Below are 23,243 nucleotides of genomic sequence, written 5' to 3'. Positions count from 1 at the left end.
CTTGGAGCACCCCGCATGCATGACGACCGCACCCTGGTCGAAGCCCGCCTCAAGCGTGTCCTCGACGAGCGAGTCCGCCCCGCCGTGTACCCCGAGTCCGTGCCGCTGGAGGTGGCGGTGTGGCACGCGCCCGGCGAGCCCGTGCCGGTCGCCGAGGGGCTGGCGGCCGAGCCCGAGCCGATCGCGGTGGGCGCCCGCTGGGGTGCTCCGTGGGGCACCAGCTGGTTCCGGGTCACCGGGACCGTGCCCGAGGCGTGGGCCGGGCGGACCGTCGAGGCGATCCTCGACCTCGGCTTCGACGAGAACATGCCCGGCTTCCAGTGCGAGGGCCTGGTCTACCGTCCCGACGGCACCCCGGTGAAGGGGCTCAACCCGCGCAACCAGTGGGTGCGGATCGGCGCCCCGGCCGAGGGCGGCGAGGAGGTGCGCCTGCACGTCGAGGCCGCCTCCAATCCGGTCATCCTCGACTACCACCCCTTCCTGCCCACGCAGTTGGGCGACAAGGAGACCGCGGGCAGCGCACCCCAGTACACCCTCACCCGCATGGACCTCGCCGTCTTCGACGAGACCGTGTGGCAGCTGGTCGTCGACCTGGAGGTGCTCGGCGAGCTGATGGCCGAGCTGCCGGTGGAGTCGGCACGGCGCTGGGAGATCCTGCGGGCGGTGGAGCGGGCGCTGGACGCGATCGACCTCCAGAACGTCAACGGCACGGCGGGGCCGGCGCGTTCGCAGCTCACCGACGTCCTGGCGACCCCCGCGGCTCCCTCCGCCCACCGCATCAGCGCGGTCGGCCACGCCCACATCGACTCGGCGTGGCTGTGGCCGCTGCGCGAGACCGTCCGCAAGGTCGCCCGCACCACCTCCAACATGACCGCTCTCCTCGACGACGAGCCCGACTTCGTCTTCGCCATGTCCCAGGCCCAGCAGTGGGCGTGGGTGAAGGAGCACCGGCCGGAGGTGTGGGCACGGGTGAAGAAGGCGGTGGCCGACGGCCGGTTCGTGCCGGCCGGCGGGATGTGGGTGGAGTCGGACACCAACATGCCCGGCTCGGAGGCGATGGCCCGTCAGTTCGTCCACGGCAAGCGGTTCTTCCTCGACGAGTTCGGCATCGAGAACGAGGAGGCGTGGCTGCCGGACACCTTCGGTTTCGCGGCCGGGCTCCCGCAGATCATCCGTGCGGCGGGCTCCAAGTGGCTGCTGACGCAGAAGATCTCCTGGTCCCAGACCAACAAGTTCCCCCACCACACCTTCCGCTGGGAGGGCATCGACGGCACCCGGATCTTCACCCACTTCCCGCCCGTCGACACCTACAACTGCTCCATGAAGGGCAGCGAACTCGCCCACGGGGCCCGCAACTTCAAGGACAAGGGGGTCGCCCGGCACTCCCTCGCCCCCACCGGCTGGGGCGACGGAGGCGGCGGCACCACCCGTGAGATGGTCGCCAAGGCGGCCCGGCTGCGGGACCTGGAGGGTTCGCCCACCGTCACCTGGGAGACCCCGCGCGCGTTCTTCGAGAAGGCCGAGGCCGAATACCCCGAACCGCCGGTCTGGGTCGGCGAGCTCTACCTCGAACTGCACCGCGCCACCCTCACCAGCCAGGCCAGGACCAAGCAGGGCAACCGCCGCAGCGAACACCTGCTGCGCGAGGCGGAACTGTGGGCGGCCACGGCCGCCGTGCGCACCGGATTCGCCTACCCCTACGAGGAGTTGGACCGCATCTGGAAGACGGTCCTGCTGCACCAGTTCCACGACATCCTGCCGGGATCGTCGATCGCCTGGGTGCACCGGGAGGCACGGGCGACCTACGACCGCCTCGCCGCCGAGCTGGAGGCCGTCATCGACGCCGCCCAACACGCCCTGGCCGGCGAGGGATCGACGCCGCTCGTCTTCAACGCGGCCCCCCACACCCGCGCCGGCATCCCGGCCGGCGGCGCGGGCACGGCGCACACGGAAGGGGCCACGCGCCTCTCGCCCCGCCCCGGCGGCGGACACGTCCTCGACAACGGCCTGCTGCGCGTGGAGATCGACGCCCGGGGCCTGGTCGTATCGGCCCACGACCTCGGCGCCGACCGCGAGGCGATCGCCCCCGGCGGATCCGCCAACCTCCTCCAGCTCCACCCCGACTTCCCGAACATGTGGGACGCCTGGGACGTCGACGCGTTCTACCGCAACACCGTCACCGACCTCACGGACGCCGACGAGGTGACCCCCGGTGCGGACGGCGCGTCGGTCCGGATCGTGCGCCGCTTCGGCGCCTCACGGGCCACGCAGGTGCTGTCGCTGCCGCCGGGGGAGCGGCGGCTGGTGGTGGACACGGAGGTCGACTGGCACGAGACGGAGAAGTTCCTCAAGCTCTCCTTCCCGCTCGACGTGCACGCCGAACGGTACGCGTCGGAAACCCAGTTCGGGCACGTCCACCGCCCCACCCACACCAACACCTCCTGGGAGGCGGCGAAGTTCGAGGCATGCAACCACCGCTTCGTCCACCTGGAGGAGCCCGGCTGGGGTGTGGCGCTCGTCAACGACTCGACCTACGGCCACGACGTGACCCGCACGGTACGCACCGACGGCGACCGCGGCACCACCACGACCGTACGGGCCTCCCTGCTGCGCGCCCCGCGCTTCCCGGACCCCGAGACCGACCAGGGCGTCCACCGCTTCCGGCACGCGCTCGTGGTCGGCGCGGGCATCGGGGACGCGGTGCGCGAGGGCTGGCGGATCAACCTTCCCGAGCGGCGCGTCGAGGGCGCGCGCGAGGTGGCACCACTCGTCACGGTCGACCAGGAGGCGGTGGTGATCACGGCCGTCAAGCTGGCCGACGACGGCAGCGGCGACGTGGTGGTGCGCTTCCACGAGGCGCACGGCGGCCGGGTCCGCGCCGTGCTCACCGCGGGGTTCGAGGTCGCCGACGTCACGGTGACCGACCTGCTGGAACGGCCGTCGGCGGAGGGCGCCGCCGTGCAGCACGACGGCGGACGCATCGCCGTACGTCTGCGGCCCTTCGAACTGGTGACGCTGCGGCTGCGCAGGGCGTAGGCGGAGGGACGGGCACGGGCCGGGAGAAAATCTCGGACGGCGATGTCGAGAACCCCGGCCCTGCTCCGTCCCAGGGGTGAACGCGGCCACAATGGGTCGCACCAGTACCGAGGAGACCCCGATGGCGAAGTACCTGCTGCTGAAGCACTACCGCGGCGCCCCGGCCGCCGTGAACGACGTTCCCATGGAGGAGTGGACGCCGGAGGAGATCTCGGCGCACGTGCAGTACATGCGGGACTTCGCGGACCGGCTGGTCAAGAGCGGGGAGTACGTCGACGGGCAGGCCCTCGCTCCCGAGGGGGCGTGGGTGCGCTACGACGGTGAGGGGCGCCCGCCCGTGACCGACGGGCCGTTCGCCGAGACCAAGGACCTCATCGCCGGGTGGATGGTGATCGACGTCGACAGCTACGACCGGGCCGTCGAGCTGGCCGGGGAGCTGTCGGCCGCGCCCGGCGCGGGCGGGAAGCCGATCCACGAGTGGCTGGAGCTGCGCCCCTTCTACGCCGCCTCGCCCACGGACGCGGACTGCCATGCCGGTGGATGAGGCGCTGCTCAGAAGCCTCACGCCGAGCGTCCTCGCCGTCCTCGTCCGCCGCGGAGCCGACTTCGCGGCGGCCGAGGACGCCGTACAGGACGCCCTGGTCGAGGCCCTCCGCGTCTGGCCCGCCGACCCGCCGCGGGACGCCAAGGGCTGGCTGGTCACCGTGGCCTGGCGCAAGTTCCTCGACCACAGCCGCGCGGACACCGCGCGCCGCCGCCGGGAGGACCGTGTCCACGAGGAACCGGCCGCCGGGCCCGCGCCGGCCGTGGACGACACGCTCCAGCTCTACTTCCTGTGCGCCCACCCCTCGCTCACCCCGTCCTCCGCCGTGGCCCTCACCCTGCGCGCGGTCGGCGGACTCACCACCCGCCAGATCGCCGAGGCGTACCTGGTGCCCGAGGCGACCATGGCCCAGCGCATCAGCCGGGCCAAGCGGACCGTGTCCGGGGTGCGCTTCGACCAGCCCGGCGACGTCGCCACCGTGCTGCGCGTCCTCTACCTGGTCTTCAACGAGGGCTACTCAGGAGACGTCGACCTCGCGGCCGAGGCCATCCGGCTCACCCGGCAGCTCGCGGCCGTCATCGACCACCCCGAGGTGTCCGGACTGCTGGCCCTGATGCTGCTCCACCACGCCCGGCGCGCCGCCCGCACCGCACCCGACGGCGGCCTGGTGCCGCTCGCCGAGCAGGACCGCGGCCGCTGGGACACCCGCCTGATCGCCGAGGGCGTCGCCATCCTCCAGGCGGCCCTCGCCCGCGACCGGCTGGGCGAGTTCCAGGCCCAGGCCGCCATCGCCGCCCTGCACGCCGACGCGCCCACCGCCGAGGAGACGGACTGGGTGCAGATCGTCGAGTGGTACGACGAGCTCGCCCGCCTGACCGACAGCCCCGTCGTCCGCCTCAACCGAGCCGTCGCCGTCGGCGAGGCGGACGGACCGCGCGCGGGGCTGGCGGCACTCGCGGAACTGGACGCCTCGCTGCCGCGCCACACCGCGGTGGCGGCCTACCTCCACGAGCGGGACGGCGACCTGGCCACGGCGGCCCGGCTGTACGCGGAGGCGGCCCACAAGGCACCCCACCTCGCCGAACGCCACCACCTCACCCGCCAGGCCGCCCGCCTCAACGCCCGCCGGAGCGGCCGGCAGGTCTGACACGGCGGGGCCGACACCTCGGGGCAGACCGATATGCCGGCGCCGGCGCCGGCTCGTGGCGTCTGCCCGTGCGGACGCTGTGCCGTCGGCCGATTCCGTCATGCCCGTGACGGGGCGGGCGGCAGAGTCGGGAGGCGGCAGGATCGGGAGTGCGGCCGATCTTCGTTCTCGTCGCCGCCGGGGCGCGCGAACGGGACGGGCGTGTGGCCCACCTGCCCGGCGCGCGTCTGCGCCGGAGCGTCGGCCGACCCGGACCGCACCGCCCGGTGCCTCGCCGCGCTCGCCGCCAACCGGGGAGACGTCTGAACGTCCAAGGTGTGAACGTCCCTTGTCAGCCGCTCAGTTGGGAGCGCAGCCACTCCTCCACTTCTCCCACGTGGGCGGCCGCCGCCGCCCGTGCCGCCTCCGGGTCGTGGGCGACCAGGGCGCGGTGGATCGCCGCGTGCTCCCGGCGGGTGCGTTCGAAGGCGCCCTCCTCCTGGTAGCCGCGCCACACCCGGGCGCGGAAGGTCCGTGAGGACAGGCCCTCCAGGATGGCCGCCATGGTGTCGTTGCCGGCGGCGACGGCGATCTCGCGGTGGAAGGCGAGGTCGTGCGCGAGGATCTCCTCGGGATCGTCGGTCGCGTTCATCGCCGTGAGGTGCTTTTCGACCTCGGCCAGCTGGTCGTCCGTGATCCGGGCCGCCGCGAGGGCGGTCGCCGTCGACTCCAGGATGCGCCGCACCTCCAGCAGCTCCACCAGCCGCGGACCCCGGGACAGGTCGGCCACCACACCGAACGTCTCCAGCAGGTCTCCGGCCTCCAGCTGGGTGACGTAGATGCCGGAGCCGTGCCGGGCCTCCAGCACGCCCAGCACCGTCAGCGCGCGGATCGCCTCGCGCATCGAGCTGCGGGAGATGCCCAGTTGCGTCGCGAGGTCGCGCTCGGTGGGCAGGCGCTGGCCGGGCTCCAGACGGCCCTCCGCGATCATCGCCTTGATCTGCTCGATGGCGCGCTGCGTCACCGTGCCCTTCTGCGGGGCGATCTCGTCCACGCCCGTCCTCCTGTCGCCGGTGCGCCGCAGTCTAACCGCCGGGGTGGTCGGACCAATACCGTCAGGAACCGCGAAAATATGCGGACGGAGGGTGTTGTTTCCCGGAAGTGGTCTGATAAATATGCGGACATCTGCTCGACCCCGCTCACGCACGATCACGCCCGCCCCCCCTCACGCCCGACCCCGCTCACGCTCGTACACGCTCAACGAGGAGCCGCCCAGATGCCCGGCACGACAGCGCGAACGCAGAACAGGTCACGGATCGTCGGCGCGGTGGCGGCTGCCGCCTGCGCCGCACTCGTACTCGCCGCATGCGGCAGCACCAAGGACACCGGCTCCGGCAGCGCGGGAGGCGGCGGCACCGGCAAGGTCGGGGTGATCCTGCCCCTGCTGACCTCGCCGTTCTGGCAGTCGTACAACGACTACGTGCCGAAGATGGCCGCCTCCGAAGGTGTCGACGCGCTCAAGACGGTCAACTCCAACAGCGACCCCTCGCAGCAGATCACCGACATCAACAACCAGCTCAACCAGGGCGTCAAGGGCCTCGTCGTGGCCCCGCTCGACAGTGCCGCCATCGAGGCCGGCCTCGACCAGGCCGAGCGCAAGGGCGTGCCGGTCGTCGCCGTCGACGTCGCACCCGACAAGGGCAAGGTCGCCATGGTGGTGCGCGCCGACAACGTCGCCTACGGCACCAAGGCCTGCGACTACCTCGGGCAGCACGTCACCAGCGGCAAGGTCGTGCAGATCATGGGCGACCTCGCCTCGGTCAACGGCCGTGACCGCTCCGAGGCGTTCCGCTCCTGCGTGAAGAAGAAGTACCCACGGCTGAAGGTGCTGGAGATCCCCGCCAAGTGGGAGTCCGACACCGCGGCCTCCAAGCTCGACACGCTGCTGAACGCCAACCCCGACATCAAGGGCATCTACCTGCAGGCCGGCGGCGTCTACCTCGCGCCGACCCTGCAGACCCTGAAGTCGAAGAACATGCTCAAGACGGCGGGCCGGAAGGGCCACATCGTCATCGTCTCCAACGACGGCATCCCGCAGGAGTACGACGCCATCCGCAAGGGCCAGATCGACGCGACCGTCTCCCAGCCCGCCGACGCCTACGCCAAGTACGGGATGTACTACATCAAGGCGGCGATGGAGGGGAAGACCTTCCGGCCCGGGCCGACCGACCACGACTCCACCATCGTCAAGCTGCCCGGCGGCATCCTGGAGGACCAGCTGCCCGCCCCGCTGGTGACCAAGTCCAACGTCGACGACCCCAAGCTCTGGGGCAACACGGTCAAATGAGCACGCCACTCGTTGAGGCCCGGGGCATCGTCAAGCGCTACGGCCCCACCACCGCCCTCGCCGACGGCCGGCTCACCGTGCTGCCCGGCGAGTCGCACGCCCTCGTCGGCCGCAACGGCGCCGGCAAGTCGACCCTGGTCACCGTCCTCACCGGCCTCCAGGCGCCCGACGAGGGCACGGTCCGCTTCGACGGCGAGCCCGCACCGGCGCTCGCCGACCGTGACGCCTGGCGCCGCAAGGTGGCCTGCGTCTACCAACACCCCACCGTCGTCCCCGAGTTGACCGTCGCCGAGAACCTCTTCATCAACCGGCAGCCGGTCAGCCGCGGGTTCATCAGCTGGCGCCGCCTCAGGAGCGAGGCCGCCGCGCTCCTCGACACCTGGGACGTGCACGTCGACCCCGACGCGCGCACCGCCGACCTCAAGGTCGAGGACCGTCAAATGGTCGAGATCGCACGGGCGTTGAGCTTCGGCGCCCGCTTCATCGTCCTCGACGAACCCACCGCCCAGCTCGACAACCGCGAGATCGAACGGCTCTTCGTCCGGATGCGCGCCCTGCAGGACTCCGGCGTCACCTTCCTGTTCATCTCCCACCACCTCAAGGAGGTCTACGAGGTCTGCCAGACCGTCACCGTGCTGCGCGACGCCCGCTGGATCACCACGGCCCCCGTCGCCGACCTGCCCCGGACGGCGCTCGTCGAGGCCATGGCGGGGGAGAGCATCGAGACGATCGCCGGACAGGCCGTCCGGGAACGGCTCGTGGACGACAGCGCACCCGTCCTGCTGGAGGCCCGCGGGCTCACCTCGCAGACGTACGAGAACGTCGACCTGACCGTGCGGCGCGGCGAGGTCGTCGGGCTCGCCGGCTCCAGCGCCAGCGGCAAGATCGAGCTGGCGGAGGCGTTCGCGGGCCTCGGCACCCCCACCGGCGGCACGGCTCGACTCGGCGGCGAGCAGCTCACGTTCGGCTCGGTGCCGGCTGCCCTCAAGGCCGGCGTCGCCTGCGTGCCACGCGACCGGCACGAACAGGGCCTGGTGCGCGGCATGTCCGTCGGCGACAACGCCACCATGAGCGTCCTGGACCGGCTCGGCCGCCTCGGCTTCGTCGGCACCGACCGCAAACGCGCCGTCGCCGGCCGGCTCATCGACCGTCTCGACATCCACGCCGAGGGCCCCGACCAGCCCGTCTCCGACCTGTCCGGCGGCAACGCGCAGAAGGTCGTCATGGCCCGCGCCCTCGCCTCCGACCCCCGCCTGCTCGTCCTCATCAACCCCACCGCGGGCGTCGACGTGAAGTCCAAGGAGTCCCTGCTCGCCCGCGTGGACACCGCCCGCGAGGACGGCACCGCCGTCCTCGTCGTCTCCGACGAACTCGACGACCTGCGCCGCTGCGACCGCGTCCTCGTCCTCTTCCACGGCCGCGTGGTCGCCGAGCACGCGGCGGGCTGGCGCGACCACGAACTGATCGCCTCCATCGAAGGAGTGGACCATGGCTGACACCAAGGCGCTGGAGGTGAAACCGGTTCGCGTGCAGGGCCCGCGCTCGGCACGGGCCGTCCTGCTGCGCCGCGCCCGCGAACTGGCCCTCGTACCCGCCCTGTTGCTGCTGATGGTGCTCGGCACGGTGGTCAACGACTCGTTCCTCACCGAGCGCAACCTCATCTCCATCCTCGGCGCCAGTGCCGCCCTCGCCATGGTGGTGCTCGCCGAGTCACTGGTCCTGATCACCGGCAAGTTCGACCTGTCCCTCGAATCGGTCGTCGGCATCGCGCCCGCCGTGGGCGCGCTGCTCGTGCTGCCCGCCGCGCAGTCCGGCTGGGGCACCCAACTCCCCGCCGGAGCAGCCCTGTTCGCGATCCTCCTGGTGGGCGGGGCCGTCGGCGCCTTCAACGGCGTCCTGGTCGTCAAGTTCAAGCTGAACGCCTTCATCGTGACGCTCGCGATGCTGATCGTGCTGCGCGGACTGCTGGTCGGCGCGACCAAGGGCAAGACCCTCTTCGGCATGCCCGACAGCTTCTACACCCTCGCCACCAGCACCTTCCTCAACGTCCCGATGTCGGTGTGGCTCGCCGCGGTCGCCTTCGCCGTCGCCGGGCTCGTCCTGAGGTACCACCGGGTCGGCCGCGCCCTGTACGCCATCGGCGGCAACGCGGACGCGGCCCGCGCGGCTGGCATCCGTGTCGACCGCGTGACGCTCGGCGTGTACGTCGTCGCGGGAGTCCTCGCCTCGGTCGGCGGGATCATGCAGACCGGGTACGTCGGCGCGATCAGCGCCAACCAGGGCCAGAACATGATCTTCACGGTGTTCGCGGCGGCGGTGATCGGCGGCATCAGCCTCGACGGCGGCAAGGGCACCATGTTCGGCGCCCTGACCGGCGTCCTCCTGCTGGGAGTCGTCCAGAACCTGCTCACCCTCGCCCAGGTGCCGTCCTTCTGGATCCAGGCCATCTACGGCGGAATCATCCTGCTCGCCCTCATGATCGCCCGCGTGACGACAGGCCGCGCGCAGGACTGACCGCCCAGACCCCCGCCACCGACCGAAAGGCCCTCTGTGTCCCCGACGCCCGTCCGCATCACCGCGGTCGACACCCATGACATCCGGTTTCCCACCTCGCGGGAGCTCGACGGCTCCGACGCGATGAACCCGGACCCCGACTACTCGGCCGCGTACGTCGTGCTGCGCACGGACGCCGTCGGCGGACCGGAGGGGCACGGGTTCACCTTCACCATCGGGCGGGGCAACGAGGTCCAGGTCGCCGCGATCCACGCACTGCGCCACCACGTGCTCGGACGGTCCGTCGAGGAGGTCTGCGCCGACCCGGGCGCGCTGTACCGGGACCTGACCGGTGACAGCCAGCTGCGCTGGCTCGGGCCCGAGAAGGGCGTGATGCACATGGCGATCGGCGCGGTCGTCAACGCCGTCTGGGACCTGGCCGCCAAGCGCGCCGACAAGCCCCTGTGGCGGCTGCTCGCGGAGGCCGACCCCGAGTGGCTGGTCGGCCAGGTCGACTTCCGCTACCTCACCGACGCCCTGACCCCCGAGGAGGCGCTGGAGCTCCTGCGCCGGGGCCGGCCCGGCGCCGGGGAACGCGCCGCCCGGCTGCTGGAGCGCGGCTACCCCGCCTACACCACCTCCGCCGGCTGGCTCGGCTACAGCGACGAGAAGCTCACCCGGCTCGCCGCCCAGGCCGTCGCCGACGGCTTCACGCAGATCAAGCTCAAGGTCGGCGCCGACCTCGACGACGACGTCCGCCGCTGCCGCGTCGCCCGCACGGTCGTCGGCCCCGGCGTCCGCCTGGCCATCGACGCCAACCAGCGCTGGGACGTCGACGAGGCGATCCGCTGGACCAAGGCCCTCGCCGAGTTCGACCCGTACTGGATCGAGGAGCCGACCAGCCCCGACGACGTCCTCGGCCACGCCGCGATCCGCCGGGCGGTCGCCCCCGTCAAGGTCGCCACCGGCGAACACGTGCAGAACCGGATCGTCTTCAAGCAACTCCTCCAAGCCGGCGCCCTCGACGTCCTCCAGATCGACGCGGCCCGCGTCGCCGGCGTCAACGAGAACCTCGCCATCCTGCTGCTCGCCGCCAAGTTCGGCGTCCCGGTCTGCCCGCACGCCGGCGGCGTCGGCCTGTGCGAACTCGTCCAGCACCTGTCGATGTTCGACTACGTGGCCCTCACCGGCACCACCGACAACCGCGTCATCGAGTACGTCGACCATCTGCACGAGCACTTCCTCGACCCGGCGGTGATCCGCGACGGTCACTACACGGCACCCACCGCGCCGGGCTTCTCGGCCGCCATGCGACCGGAGTCCCTCGCGCGGTACACCTTCCCCGGCGGCGCCTTCTGGGCCGCCGACCTGAAGACGCAGAAGAAGGGGCAGGCGGCATGAACGACTTCGAGGGGCTGACAGCCCTGGTGACCGGCGGAGCCTCCGGGATCGGCCGGGCCACGGCCCAGCTGCTGGCCGAGCGCGGCGCCCGGGTCGCCGTCCTCGACCTGGACCCGACGACGGTCGACAAACCGCTGCTGGCCTACCGCGCCGACGTCACCGACGACACTTCGGTACGGGAGGCGGTGGCCGTCGCCGTCGACGACCTCGGCGGACTCGACGTGCTGGTCAACAACGCGGGCATCGGCGCCCAGGGCACCGTCGAGGACAACGACGACGCCGAGTGGCGGCGCGTCTTCGACGTCAACGTCCTCGGCATGGTCCGCACGGCCCGCGCCTGCCTGCCGCACCTGCGCGCGTCCCGGCACGCGGTGATCGTCAACACCTGCTCCATCGCCGCCACCGCCGGCCTGCCGCAGCGCGCCCTGTACAGCGCGAGCAAGGGCGCGGTCCAGTCGCTGACCCTCGCCATGGCCGCCGACCACATCCGCGAGGGCATCCGCGTCAACTGCGTCAACCCCGGTACAGCGGACACCCCGTGGATCGGCCGCCTGCTCGACGCGGCCCCCGACCCCGCCGCCGAGCGGGCCGCCCTGGAGGCCCGCCAGCCCACCGGCCGGCTCGTCTCGGCGGCCGAAGTCGCGGGCGCCATCGCCTACTTGGCGAGCCCCCTGTCCGGCGCCACCACCGGCACGGCCCTGGCCGTGGACGGCGGCATGCAGGGCCTCCGGCTGAGGCCGGTGGGCCAGTGAGGACCCTCGGCGCCGGCGGCGTCACCGTCAGCGAACTGGGCTTCGGCGCCGCCGGCATCGGCAACCTCTACGCCGAGGTCACCGAGGAGCAGGCGCACGAGGCGGTCGACGCCGCCTGGGAACGCGGCATCCGCTACTTCGACACGGCCCCGCACTACGGCCTCGGCCTCTCCGAGCGCCGGCTGGGCGCGGCCCTGCGCGAGCGGCCGCGCGAGGAGTACGCGATCTCCACGAAGGTGGGCCGCAGACTGGTCGCCTCCGACCAGGGCGGCGACGACCTGGCCCACGGCTTCGCCGTTCCCGCCACCCACCGCCGGGTGTGGGACTTCACCGCCGACGGCATACGGCGCACCCTCGACGCCAGCCTCGAACGGCTCGGCCTGGACCGGGTGGACATCGTCTACCTCCACGACCCCGACGACCACGCCGAACAGGCCTTCCGCGAAGGCTATCCCGCCCTGGAGCAGCTCCGCTCGGAGGGCGTCGTCGGCGCGATCGGCGCCGGCATGAACCAGGCGGAGATGCTGACCCGCTTCGTCCGCGACACGGACGTCGACGTGGTGCTGTGCGCCGGCCGCTACACCCTGCTCGACCGGCGCGCCGCCGCCGAGCTGCTGCCCGCGGCCGCCGAGCGGGGCGTGTCCGTCGTCATCGGCGGCGCCTTCAACTCCGGCCTGCTGGCCGACCCCAGAGCGGGCGCGACGTACAACTACGCCGCCGCCCCGCCGGAGTTGCTCCAGCGCGCCCTGCGGATGAAGGAAGCCGCCGAACGCCACGGCATCACCCTGCGCGCCGCCGCCCTGGCCTTCTGCGCCTCCCCTCCAGCCGTCGCCAGCGTCCTGGTGGGCGCCCGTTCGGCGGCCGAAGTCCACGACTGCGCCGAGCAGTTCGCCGCCCCGATACCGGACGCCTTCTGGCAGGAGCTGAGCGAGGAGCCGTCATGAGAGTCGCCCTGCACACCAGGGTCCGCGCCGACCGGATCGCCGAGTACGAGGCCGCCCACCGCGAGGTCCCGGCCGCACTCACCGACGCGATCCGGGCGGCCGGCGCCAGGTCCTGGACGATCTGGCGCAGCGGAACCGACCTCTTCCACGTCCTGGAGTGCGAGGACTACGCCCGCCTCCTCGCCGAGCTGGAGAAACTGCCCGTCAACATCGCCTGGCAGGCCCGGATGGCCGAACTGCTGGACGTCGTGCACGACTACTCCGGCGAGGGTGCCCAGGCGGGCCTGCCCGTGGTCTGGGAGCTGCCGTGACGGTCGACGCCCACCACCACGTCTGGGACCTGTCCGTGCGCGACCAGGACTGGATCCCCGAAGGCAGCCCGCTGCGCAGGACCTTCACCGTCGCCGACCTCGAACCCCAGGCCCGCGCGGCCGGCGTCGACCGCACGGTCCTCGTCCAGACCGTCACCGTGCCCGAGGAGACCCCGGAGTTCCTGCGCCTGGCCGCCGGCCACGACCTGATCGCCGGCGTGGTCGGCTGGAGCGACCTCACCCGCCCGGACCTCGCCGACGAACTCGCCCGCCTGCGCGAACTGCCCGGCGGGGCGTACCTCAAGGGCGTCCGCCACCAGGTCCAGGGCGAACCCGACCCCGAGTGGCTGCTGCGCCCGGACGTCCTGCGCGGCCTGCGGGCGGTCGCCGACGCGGGCCTGGTCTACGACCTGGTCGTGCTGCCCCACCAGCTCCCGTCCTGCGTCAAGGCTGCCGCCCTCCTGCCCGAACTGACCTTCGTCCTCGACCACTTGGGCAAGCCCCCCATCGCCTCGGCGGCCCTGGAACCCTGGGCGTCCCGCCTCCGCGCCCTCGCCGCCCTGCCCAACACGGTCGCCAAACTGTCGGGCCTGGTCACCGAGGCCGACTGGCAGACCTGGCGCCCCGCCGACCTGCGCCCCTACACCGACACCGCCCTGGAGGCCTTCGGCCCGGACCGGCTGATGGCCGGCTCGGACTGGCCGGTGTGCACCCTCGCCGCGTCCTACGGCGACGTCATGGACGCCCTACGGCAGTTGACCGGCGCGTCCGAACACGGCCGGCTCTTCGAGACCACCGCCGCCCGCGTCTACGACCTCTGAGTCACCCCCGCGAGCCGTGTCGGCGGCAGGTACTCCCGTACGTACTGCCGCCGCCAGCACGCGCCCGTCCGGCGCAGCTCGCGCCAGCTCGTGTACTCGTAGCGGAAGAGCCGGGCGCGCACGAAGCGCGGCGGGGCGTCCGGCGGGAAGGGGGAGCGGCGCAGCAGGCGCAGGGTGTCGCGGTCGTTCTCCAGCAGGCGCTCCACGAAGGCGCCGAACCAGGAGCCGGCGTAACCGGGGGAGAGCGCCGCGAACCACATCAGCCAGTCCAGGCGCAGATGGTAGGGGGCGAACTGGCGGGGCCAGCGCCGGGGATCGCCCGGCTTGCCCTTGAACTCGTACTCCCGCCAGTCCGAGTCCTCGCGCGGCACCTCCTCGGCGGTGCCCTCGACGACCACCTCGTAGCGGATCCGGCTGACACTGCCGAACGCGCCGTAGGTGTTGACCAGATGGAGCGGGTCGAAGGAGCGGTTCATGATCTGGCGGCGGGAGATCATGTTGCGGACCGGCTGGTGGCTCAGGACGACCAGCAGCGCGGCGACCGCGAGGACCACGGTCTCGTACCAGAGCGGCGCGGCAGGCGCGGACCGCCCGTGCGCCGGGAACTCCACGGCGGACAGGGCGACCACGATGGTGATCCAGTTCAGCCAGGAGAAGTTGCCCGACAGGACCAGCCAGAGCTGGGTGACGATCATCAGGGATGCGGCGGCCGTGGCGATCGGCTGCGGGGTGAACAGCAGGACGGGTACGACAAGTTGGGTGACGTGGTTGGCGGCCACCTCCACCCGGTGCGCCGCCCGCGGCAGATGGTGGAAGAACCAGCTCAGCGGGCCCGGCATCGGCTGGGTCTCGTGGTGGTAGTCCAGGCACGTCAGCTTCCGCCAGCACGCGTCACCGCGCATCTTGATCAGCCCCGCGCCGAACTCGACGCGGAACAGCACCCAGCGCAGCAGGAACAGCACGACGACCGGCGGCGCCACCTCGTCGTTGCCGAGGAAGACGGCCAGGAAGCCGACCTCCAGCAGCAGCGACTCCCAGCCGAACGCGTACCAGGTCTGACCGACGTTGACGATCGACAGATACAGGGCCCACGGCACCAGCCACAGCACCATCCCCGCCCACAGCGGCAGCAGGGAGTCCAGGCCGGCGGCCAGCCCTGCCGCGACCGCGCAGCCCGTCCAGGCGCAGACCGCGAAGAAGCGGTCCGAGTAGTGCAGGTGGAACAGGCTCGGGGCGCGACGGAAGCCGACCCGTTCGGTGAAGCGGGGGATCGGCAGCATTCCGCGCTCGCCCAGCAGCGCGCGGAACTGGAGGGCCGCCGCCGCGAACGCCACCAGGTACACGCCGGCCAGAGCCCGCTGGAAGACCAGCCGGCTCCACCAGTACTCGGATGCGGTGAACCAGTCCACGGCCGTACGCTCCTTCGCTCCATTCTCCCGCCGGACCCCCGCGTCACGCTCCGTGTATCCCTCCTCCGCTTGCGTAACCCAAGTGAGTGAAGCAGACAATAGTGGCGAAATGCCCGAAGTGAGGTGGGGGCGCGAGGAGGACGAGGTGCCGACAACCACCGGAACCTTCACCACGGTCTGTGCGCTCTCGGCGGCGCTCGTCGTGGCCGGCTGCGCCGCCGGTGACGGCGGGGAGCAGGCGGAGGCGGGCCGGGAGGTCTTCCTCCAGCCCGCCGCCGCACAGGGCCCCGACCCCTTCACGCCCTCCACGGCCACCCCCGCGCCGGTCACCCGGCCGGCCGAGCCCGCGGCGTCCGCGCAGGCGCCGCGCCAGGTCTCCGGCACCACCCCCGGCCTGTACGGCGGCACCGAACGCGTCGGCAGCTGCGACGTCGAGCGGCAGATCGACCAGCTCACCGCCGACCCGGCCAAGGCCCGTGCCTTCGCCGAGGCCGAGGGCATCGACCCGGCCTCGATCCCGTCCTACCTGCGCGCGCTCGCCCCGGTCCAGCTGCGCGCCGACACCCTGGTCACCAACCACGGCTTCCGCGCCGGAGGGGCCACCGCCTTCCCGTCCGTCCTCCAGGCCGGCACCGCCGTCCTCGTCGACGACCGGGGCGTGCCGCGCGTGCGCTGCGCCTGCGGCAACCCGCTGAAGGCGTCGGCACCGCAGGGCGCCTACAGCACGAGCGGCCGCCCCTGGGCCGGCTACCGGCCGGAGCGGACGGTCGTGGTGACACCGGCCGCGCAGGTCGTCACCACCCTCACGATCATCGACGTCGTCCGCAACACCTGGATCGAACGGCACGTCGGCCACGACGTCGGCCACGACCGCGTGGTGCCCGCGCCCCCGCCGCTGACCCCCACACCGTCCACGCCCTCGCCGCGCCCGCACGACAGCGCCTCGCCGTCCGGCTCGCCCACCGACTGTGCCACCCCCACCCCGGCCGTGACCGCCCCCCCGGGCGCCACCGACGCCCTGACGTCCGCCCGGCCGTCCCCGCCGCCCACCGGCTGCCCGGCGGCCACCGCCACGGCCACACCCCCCACCACGCCCGTGCCCGGCCGGCCGGAATCCTCCCCCGGCACCCCGCCGCAGACCGCACCGCAGACCGCCTCGGACTCCCCGGACGGCCTCGGCCCCTCGACCGTGCCGGAGACCCCCGACCTGCCCGACGGCGGCGGCCTGATCCCGGACGACACCGGCAGCATCTTCGACAGCCCGACCGACGTCTTCGCGGGCTGAACGCGGACGCCCCGTGACGAACCTCGCCACCCCGGTCGAAGAATCGGGCGATTCCTGGCAAGGTGGCCCCATGGCTGATCGGGGAGCGAGCGCCCTGTCACTCCCGGACGACTGGCCCGCCCACCCGGATCCGATCCTGGCGCTCAACCGCATGGGCAGCTTCGACTGGGACCTGGACGCCGGCCTGTTCCACATGGACGCCCAGGCCCACGAGGTCTTCGACGTGCGCCCCGACGAGTACGACGGCCGCCCCGAGTCCCTCGCGATCCGGGTCCCGCCGCCGGAGGCCTACCGGCTCGACGGCCTGGTCTCCCAGGCGATGAAGGACGGCAGCGAGAACTACGGCGCCTACTTCCGCATCCGCTGCCGCGACGGCACGCTGCGCTGGACCCACACCCAGGGCTACATCCGGCGCGACGAGACCGGCCGCCCGCGCCGGATCATCGGCATCGTCCGGGACGCCACCCAGGAGCTGCGCGAGAGCGAGGCCCGCCGTGAGCAGGCCGCCCAGGACGCGGCCCGGCGCGAACAGACCAACGTCGTCCAGCTGACCACGGCCGCCCTGGCCTACGCCCGGACGGTCCAGGACGTCATCGACGTCCTCAAGGACACCCACGGCCTCACCCATCTCGGCGCCACCAGCCTGGTGATGGGCCTGGTCGAGGCCGGCCGCATCCGGCTGGTCGCCGAGGGACCCGCGGGCAGCTTCGTGCCCGGCACGGACATCACCCGCATCGACGACCCCTACCCGATGAGCGAGGTCGTGCGCACCCTCACGCCCCGCTTCATCGAGTCACCGGAGGAGTTCGCCGAGCGCTACCCCGTGCTGTGGCCGCACATCACCGACCTGCGCATCACGGCCGCCGCCTACCTCCCGCTGATCGCCCAGGGCCGCCCGATCGGCGCCATGGGCCTGCTCTACAGCGACCGGCACGGCTTCTCGCCCGAGGACCGCAACGTCCTGGTCGCCCTCGGCAGCGGCATCGCGCAGAGCCTGCAACGCGCCATGTTCTACGAGCAGGAGAAGGACCTCGCGACCGGGCTCCAGCAGGCCATGCTGCCGCGCACCATCCCCAGCGTGCGCGGCGCCGACGTCGCCGTCCGCTACCGCGCCGGGTCCGCCGCCGGCTCCTTCGGCCGGGACATCGGCGGCGACTGGTACGACCTCATCCCGCTGCCCGGCGGCCGGGTCGGGGCCGTCATCGGCGACGTCCAGGGCCATGACACCCACGCCTCGGCGGTGATGGGCCAGCTGCGCATCGTGCTGCGCGCGTACGCCGCCGAGGGCCACACCCCGGCCACCGTGATGGCCCGCGCCTCGGTCTTCCTGCACGAGCTGGACACCGACCGCTTCGCGACCTGCCTGTACGCGGAGGCCGACCTGGCCACCGGGGTCGTGCAGGTGGTCCGGGCCGGCCACATCGACCCGCTGGTGCGCGCCGCCGACGGCAGCTGCCGGCGCGTCCCGGTCGAGGGCGGCCTGCCGCTGGGCCTGTCCGCCGAGTTCGGCAGCCTCGAATACCCCGTCGGCACCCTCGAACTCGACCCCGGCCACACCCTCCTGCTGTGCACCGACGGACTGGTCGAACAGCCCGGCGCCGACCTCGACGACGGCATGCAGAACCTCACCGCCCTCATCGCCACCGGCCCGGACGACGTACGGGATCTCGCCGACCGCCTCATCGACGTGGCCGAGGAGCGCGGCGGGGACGACGACGTGGCCCTGCTCCTGCTGCGCCGCCGCGGCCTGGAGGCGGCGCGCGCGGGCTGCCGGCTGCGCCAGCACGTGGCGCCCGGCGACCCCGAGGCCCTCACCGAGGCACGGCACATGATCCGGGCGGCGGTCCGCGCCTGGGGCGCCCGGGAGCGCGCCGACGAGATCGAACTCGTCGCCGACGAGCTGATCACCAACGCCCTCATGCACACCGAGGGCGCCGCCGTCGTCACCCTGCGGGTCCTCACCGGCGGCGACCGCCGACTGCGCGTCGAGGTCGAGGACTCCTCCAGCGCCCTGCCACGCCGCCGCGAGGCGGGGGAGTCGGGCGTCTCGGGGCGGGGCCTGCTCCTGGTCGACCTGCTCACCCACGCCTGGGGCGTGGAGGCGCGGGGCGGCGGCAAGTGCGTGTGGTGCGAGTTCGTGGTGCCGGGACGCGAGTGAGCCCGCCTGGCACTCTGGACGTATGCCGGAACTCCCCGAGGTGGAAGCGCTCAAGGACTTCCTGGCCGAGCACCTGGTCGGCCACGAGATCGTCCGCGTGCTGCCCGTCGCGATCAGCGTCCTGAAGACGTACGACCCCCCGCTGACCGCCGTCGAGGGCCGCGAGGTCGTCGCCGTGCGCCGGCACGGCAAGTTCCTCGACCTGGCCACGGACGGCGGCCCGCACCTGGTGACCCATCTGGCCCGCGCGGGCTGGCTGCAGTGGAAGGACCGGCTCCCGGACGGCGTGCCGCGCCCCGGCAAGGGGCCGCTCGCCCTGCGGGTGGCCCTGGAGACCGGCGAGGGCTTCGACCTGACCGAGGCCGGCACGCAGAAGCGCCTCGCCGTGTACGTCGTCCAGGACCCCGGGCAGGTCCCGGGCGTCTCCCGGCTCGGCCCGGACCCCTTGGCCGACGACTTCGACGAGCGGGCCTTCGCCGGCCTGCTGACGGCGGAGAGACGCCAGATCAAGGGCGCCCTGCGCGACCAGGGCCTCATCGCCGGCATCGGCAACGCCTACAGCGACGAGATCCTGCACGCCGCGAAAATGTCGCCGTTCAAGCTGGCCGCCTCGCTCACCCCCGAGGAGACCACCCGCCTCTACCAGGCGCTGCGCACCACCCTCACCGAGGCGGTCGAGCGCTCCCGGGGTGTGGCGGCCGGGCGGCTGAAGTCGGAGAAGAAGAGCGGCCTGCGCGTGCACGGCCGCACCGGCGAGCCCTGCCCGGTCTGCGGCGACACCATCCGCGAGGTCTCCTTCAGCGACTCCTCCCTCCAGTACTGCCCGACCTGCCAGACCGGCGGCAAGCCGCTCGCGGACCGGAGGATGTCCCGGCTGCTGAAGTGAGCGGTCACAGGTGACGCACCACCGCGTGGGCGACGGTGAGGAGCACGGCGAGGACCAGCGCCGGGACGGCCACGATCCTCGCGGCCCGGGTCAGGGACGCGGTGACGTCCTTCGCGGTGGCCGTGTAGCGGTCCTTGCGCGCGTTCGCGCCGTGCCGGGCGATCGCGCCGAGCAGGAGCGCTGCCGCCGCGGTGATCAGCGCGAGGGTGAGCGACGCCGACATGTCGCGGACATGGTCTTCGAGTCTGCTCCCCGGATCGTGCCGCCAGCCCGTGACGTCGTCGATCGCCGCGAGCGCGGACAGGATCACGGTGACCAGCGAGACCGCGGCCGAGACCAGCGCGGCGACGGCGAGCAGGGGCGCGGTCTTGGGCCGGCGCGGAGCCGTCTCGCGGCGCCGCCGCTGGGCCTGCGCGCGCTCGTACGCCCGTCGCTGCTCGGCCGCCCAGGCCCTGCGCTGCTCGCTCTCGCGAGCCCGCCGCTCGGCCTCCAGCCGCACCTGCCGCTCCTGAGCCTCCCGCACCTCGGCCTCCCGCGCCGCCCGCGCCTGCGCTTCCCGCGCCGCCTGTGCTTGGGCTTCCCGTGCCGCCTGTGCTTGGGCTTCCCGTGCCGCCTGTGCTTGGGCTTCCCGCGCCGCCTGCGCCTGCGCTTCCCGTGCCGCCTGTGCCTGCGCTTCCCGTGCCGCCTGCCCCTGGGCTTCCCGTGCCGCCTGTGCCTGCGCTTCCCGCGCGGCCCGCTCTTGTGCCTCGCGCGCCTGTTGCTCCGCCTCGGGGGCCGCCTGTGTTTGGGCTTCCCGCGCTGCCAGCTGCTGCGCCTCGCGCGCCGCCCGTGTCTGGGCCTCCGGCGCTGCCCGCGCCTCGCGCGCCGCCTGTTGCTGCGCCTCGGGGGCTGCTTGTGTGTGGGCTTCCCGCGCGGCCTGCTCCTGGGTATCCGGCGCCGCCTGTTGCTGCGCCTCGCGGGCCGTCTGTGTCTGGGCCGCGCGCGTCGCCTGTTCTTGTGCCTCCCGCGCGGCCCGCTCCTGTGCCTCGCGCGCCGTCTGTTGTTCAGTTTCGCGTGCCGCCGGGGCCTGGGGCTCCTGGGCGTCCCGTGCCGCCTGTTCCTCCGCCTCGCGGGCCGTCCGCCGTTCGGTTTCCTGTCGCAGCGCTTCCTCGGTGGCCTGGCGCCGTGTCTCCTCGGCCTCTCGGCGCCGGCTCGCCGCCTCCTCCTGCTCCTCGCGTGTCCGGCGTTCCGTGTCCTGGCGTGCGTCGTGCTCCTCGGTCCTGGCCTCGGCCGCCGGCTCCACCTCGGCCTCCACGTGGATCGTGGCGTCGCCGGCGACCCCCTTGAGCACGATGTCGCCGCTGAGGCGCCCCTCGGCGACCGGGTCCACGCCGACGTCCAGGCCCTCCGCCGAGACACCGACCCGCAGCCACGGCTCCGAGACGTGCGGCACGCACGCGCGGGCCAGGGGCAGGCCGGTCAGGGCCACCTGCCGGTGCGCGACGGGCGCGCCCCGTGCCAGCCGGCCGAAGTCCACCCTCGCGGTCGACGGCCGCAGCCGTACCTCGTGCAGCGCGGCGGTGGCGGCGTCCGCGACCGGTCTGACGTCGTTGCGCGCGACCTCCTCCAGGGCCTGACGGGCTCCCTCTGCCCGGGACAGGTCCTCGTTCTCCAGCCGCAGCCGCAACTCCGCGACCGCCCCCAGCCGGGTGAAGTGGTTGCGGCTGTTGAGGGCGGTGTGCCAGGAGACCGGGATCGGCTCCGGAACGATCCTCATCGTGGGCCGCCGGCTGTGCGCCAGGTAGAGCTCGCCCTGCAGCTCCACGGTCTTGCTCGGCGTCTGGTTCGGGTTCTGCTCCCGGACGTGGTCGAAGACGTAGTCGTACAGGTCGTCCAGCGAGATCTCGCCGTCCGCGTCGAGGTCCGCCTCGCCCGTCTCCAGGCCCTGCACCACCGCGCGCGTGAACACCGAGGGCCGCCGCGCGGAGTGCTCGGCGAGCTGCTCGCCCTCGAAGGCGTACTCCATGGAGTTGGAGGCGGTGATGACGGCCCAGCCGCGTCCGCCGGCCGGCCTCTCCTCGGCGAAGTTGTCGAGGACGTTCACGTCGCCCGCCGCCCGGACGCCGGACGACCCGCGGGAGAAGGCGCCGCCGTAGCAGCAGTCGAGGAACAGCACCGTGCGTCCCGCCCGGCTGCGGGACATGCAGCGCCGCACGAACGGGGCGGCGACCGCGGTCGCTTCGAGCAGCAGCGGCTCGGTGTCGCTGGCGGCGAAGTACAGCTCGCCGGACTCGCTCTTGAGCCCGTGGCAGGAGAAGTGCAGCACGAGCGTGTCGTCGCGGCGCCGGTCGGCGAAGAAGTGCTCGATGGTCCGGCGGATGACCTGCACGGGCTGGTTGCGGATCACCACCACCTCGAAGTCGCCGATCTGCGGGTCGCGCAGCACCTCGGCGAGCGCGTCGGCGTCGTGCCCCGGCGCCTTCAGCTGCTTCAGCCCCCGGTCGTCGTAGCTGTCGTTGGCGATGATCAGCGCGTGCCGTGACTCGGTCATGGCGGGGCCTGGGCCGGGGTGTGCCGCCGGATGAAGACGTCGAACGCCTCGTTCACCTGCTCCGGCGAGGCCTGCGAGATCTCCAGCACGTCGTCGTCGAGCGTCAGCCGCAGCGCGGGTCTGGTGCCCCGGAACCGGCCGAGCCAGTCGCGCAGCACGCCCATCACCTGGTTCAGCGCGCCGGCCGAGCTGCCGAGCCCCACCAGCAGGGCGCCGATCTGGGTGACGTCCACCGCGCGGGCCCCGGGCGGTACCTCCGCGCCGGGCAGGGCGGTCACGTCGTCCACGTCGAGTTGCAGCAGTTCCTGTCGCAGATAGCCGGTGAGGGTCGCCACCCGCTCGGCTTCCGCGCCCTCCTCGGTCAGGAGGATCCGCAGTTCTTTCTCCACCGGGTCAGCCCCTTCGTCCGTACGGGTCGGGGCGGCGCAGAGTCGGACCGACGGTGGCTCCACGTCATCGTCTTCAGTTTCGGCCGGTCGGCACGGTGCGGCAACTCCGTACGCCGCGGCCCGGCCGGCCTAGTGGTGTGCGTCCACGGTGACCAGGTGTTCGCCCTCGTCCGTGCGCACCTCGTAGCGGTCGATCTCGTCCGGGCGCATGGCCGAGCTGCCCTGCACGGTGTTCGGGCGGGCGTCGTGGCGGCGCACGTTCCAGCTGGCGACCGTCTGCTCGGTGCCGTCCCGGCCGACGACCACGAGGCGGCAGGAGCGGGGACCGGCGCCGTCCTTGACCTCCAGGGTGAGGTCGCTGCCGTAGTCCTCCTTCTTCGTGGTCACCTGTGCCCACACGCCCGAGCGGGCGTCGGTGGCCGAGACCCGTGCGGCGCCCTCCTCGTCGCCTCCGCCGAGCGCGATGCCGGGTCCGGCGAGACCGACCACGACCGAGGCGGCGACCGCGTACAGGAAGCGGCGGCGGGTGGCGCGGCGCCGGGCGGCCACCGCGCCCATGAGCCGGTCCAGCAGCTGGGGTCCGGGCCCGGCCATCGGGTGCACGAAACGCGGGGTGGCCCGCCGGTACAGCATCAACTGGCGGGTGATGGGCCCGAATTCGGTCACGGAGGCCGCGCAGCGCGGGCACTCCATGAGGTGGTCCTCGAAGCGGAAGGCGTCCGCCTCGTCCAGCACGCCGAGCGCGTACGCGGCGACGTCGCGATGCCTCTCCAGGGACCTCATGCCGAATCCTCGTGCCGTTGGGTGCGGG

General features: G+C 72.9%; 19 protein-coding genes. 14 read left to right on the top strand and 5 right to left on the bottom strand.

Annotated features, from left to right (window positions below):
* Positions 1–15 precede the first annotated feature (15 nt).
* From ACYF6T_RS02320 to ACYF6T_RS02310, 3 genes are all read left to right on the top strand, one after another.
* On the top strand, positions 16–3,036 hold the full coding sequence (locus tag ACYF6T_RS02320) for an alpha-mannosidase (protein ID WP_461692943.1): 3,021 nt from the start codon (positions 16–18) through the stop codon (positions 3,034–3,036).
* Between the two features lie 121 nt (positions 3,037–3,157).
* The gene (locus ACYF6T_RS02315; protein WP_461692942.1) at positions 3,158–3,580 is read left to right on the top strand and encodes a YciI family protein; all 423 of its coding nucleotides are present in this window, start codon (positions 3,158–3,160) and stop codon (positions 3,578–3,580) included.
* Positions 3,573–4,727 carry an RNA polymerase sigma factor gene (locus ACYF6T_RS02310; protein ID WP_461693235.1) on the top strand — a complete coding sequence of 385 codons (1,155 nt, stop codon included), beginning with the start codon at positions 3,573–3,575 and terminating at the stop codon, positions 4,725–4,727. The genes ACYF6T_RS02315 and ACYF6T_RS02310 overlap by 8 nt, the downstream gene beginning before the upstream one ends.
* A gap of 331 nt (positions 4,728–5,058) precedes the next feature.
* Here the strand turns inward: ACYF6T_RS02310 and ACYF6T_RS02305 are convergent, their stop codons facing one another.
* Positions 5,059–5,760: a FadR/GntR family transcriptional regulator gene (locus ACYF6T_RS02305; protein ID WP_461692940.1), complete on the bottom strand. Its 702-nt coding sequence runs from the start codon at positions 5,758–5,760 to the stop codon at positions 5,059–5,061.
* A 222-nt stretch (positions 5,761–5,982) separates the two neighbouring features.
* Between ACYF6T_RS02305 and ACYF6T_RS02300 the strand changes: the two genes are divergently transcribed.
* Genes ACYF6T_RS02300 through ACYF6T_RS02265 form a run of 8 tightly spaced genes read left to right on the top strand, consistent with a single transcriptional unit; the run spans position 5,983 to position 13,775 of the window.
* A complete protein-coding gene (locus tag ACYF6T_RS02300) occupies positions 5,983–7,053 on the top strand; it encodes a sugar ABC transporter substrate-binding protein (RefSeq protein WP_461692939.1) in 1,071 nt (356 codons plus the stop codon).
* Entirely contained in the window at positions 7,050–8,549 is a 1,500-nt protein-coding gene (locus tag ACYF6T_RS02295; protein ID WP_461692937.1) for a sugar ABC transporter ATP-binding protein, read from the top strand. Before ACYF6T_RS02300 ends, ACYF6T_RS02295 begins: the two co-directional genes overlap by 4 nt.
* Entirely contained in the window at positions 8,542–9,567 is a 1,026-nt protein-coding gene (locus ACYF6T_RS02290; protein WP_461692935.1) for an ABC transporter permease, read from the top strand. Before ACYF6T_RS02295 ends, ACYF6T_RS02290 begins: the two co-directional genes overlap by 8 nt.
* Before the next feature lie 36 nt (positions 9,568–9,603).
* Positions 9,604–10,947, top strand: a complete 1,344-nt coding sequence (locus ACYF6T_RS02285; protein ID WP_461692933.1) for an L-fuconate dehydratase — start codon at positions 9,604–9,606, stop codon at positions 10,945–10,947.
* Positions 10,944–11,699, top strand: coding sequence for an SDR family NAD(P)-dependent oxidoreductase (locus ACYF6T_RS02280; protein WP_461692932.1), 756 nt, complete (start codon positions 10,944–10,946; stop codon positions 11,697–11,699). The genes ACYF6T_RS02285 and ACYF6T_RS02280 overlap by 4 nt, the downstream gene beginning before the upstream one ends.
* Positions 11,696–12,643, top strand: coding sequence for an aldo/keto reductase (locus tag ACYF6T_RS02275; RefSeq protein ID WP_461692931.1), 948 nt, complete (start codon positions 11,696–11,698; stop codon positions 12,641–12,643). Before ACYF6T_RS02280 ends, ACYF6T_RS02275 begins: the two co-directional genes overlap by 4 nt.
* Entirely contained in the window at positions 12,640–12,954 is a 315-nt protein-coding gene (locus ACYF6T_RS02270) for an L-rhamnose mutarotase (protein WP_461692930.1), read from the top strand. Before ACYF6T_RS02275 ends, ACYF6T_RS02270 begins: the two co-directional genes overlap by 4 nt.
* Positions 12,951–13,775, top strand: a complete 825-nt coding sequence (locus tag ACYF6T_RS02265) for an amidohydrolase family protein (protein WP_461692928.1) — start codon at positions 12,951–12,953, stop codon at positions 13,773–13,775. Before ACYF6T_RS02270 ends, ACYF6T_RS02265 begins: the two co-directional genes overlap by 4 nt.
* Here ACYF6T_RS02265 and ACYF6T_RS02260 read toward each other — a convergent pair.
* Complete coding sequence (locus tag ACYF6T_RS02260) at positions 13,763–15,184, bottom strand: lipase maturation factor family protein (protein ID WP_461692926.1); 1,422 nt, start codon at positions 15,182–15,184, stop codon at positions 13,763–13,765. The two genes, ACYF6T_RS02265 and ACYF6T_RS02260, sit on opposite strands and share 13 nt — an antisense overlap.
* 109 nt (positions 15,185–15,293) lie before the next feature.
* Between ACYF6T_RS02260 and ACYF6T_RS02255 the strand changes: the two genes are divergently transcribed.
* The 3 genes from ACYF6T_RS02255 (at position 15,294) to ACYF6T_RS02245 (ending at position 19,513) form a co-directional block, all read left to right on the top strand.
* Positions 15,294–16,469 carry a DUF6777 domain-containing protein gene (locus ACYF6T_RS02255; RefSeq protein ID WP_461692925.1) on the top strand — a complete coding sequence of 392 codons (1,176 nt, stop codon included), beginning with the start codon at positions 15,294–15,296 and terminating at the stop codon, positions 16,467–16,469.
* A 70-nt stretch (positions 16,470–16,539) separates the two neighbouring features.
* A complete protein-coding gene (locus ACYF6T_RS02250) occupies positions 16,540–18,627 on the top strand; it encodes a SpoIIE family protein phosphatase (RefSeq protein ID WP_461692924.1) in 2,088 nt (695 codons plus the stop codon).
* Positions 18,628–18,649: 22 nt separating this feature from the next.
* A complete protein-coding gene (locus tag ACYF6T_RS02245; protein ID WP_461692923.1) occupies positions 18,650–19,513 on the top strand; it encodes an Fpg/Nei family DNA glycosylase in 864 nt (287 codons plus the stop codon).
* A 4-nt stretch (positions 19,514–19,517) separates the two neighbouring features.
* Here ACYF6T_RS02245 and ACYF6T_RS02240 read toward each other — a convergent pair whose 3' ends face one another.
* The 3 genes from ACYF6T_RS02240 to ACYF6T_RS02230 form a co-directional block, all read right to left on the bottom strand.
* Entirely contained in the window at positions 19,518–22,043 is a 2,526-nt protein-coding gene (locus tag ACYF6T_RS02240; RefSeq protein ID WP_461692922.1) for a caspase, EACC1-associated type, read from the bottom strand.
* A complete protein-coding gene (locus tag ACYF6T_RS02235) occupies positions 22,040–22,432 on the bottom strand; it encodes a hypothetical protein (RefSeq protein WP_461692920.1) in 393 nt (130 codons plus the stop codon). The genes ACYF6T_RS02240 and ACYF6T_RS02235 overlap by 4 nt, the downstream gene beginning before the upstream one ends.
* Before the next feature lie 129 nt (positions 22,433–22,561).
* Positions 22,562–23,215 carry an anti-sigma factor family protein gene (locus ACYF6T_RS02230; RefSeq protein WP_461692919.1) on the bottom strand — a complete coding sequence of 218 codons (654 nt, stop codon included), beginning with the start codon at positions 23,213–23,215 and terminating at the stop codon, positions 22,562–22,564.
* Positions 23,216–23,243: the final 28 nt, after the last annotated feature.

This window comes from Streptomyces sp. 7R007, from assembly GCF_054850255.1.
This window is presented reverse-complemented; position numbering and strand designations above follow the sequence as displayed.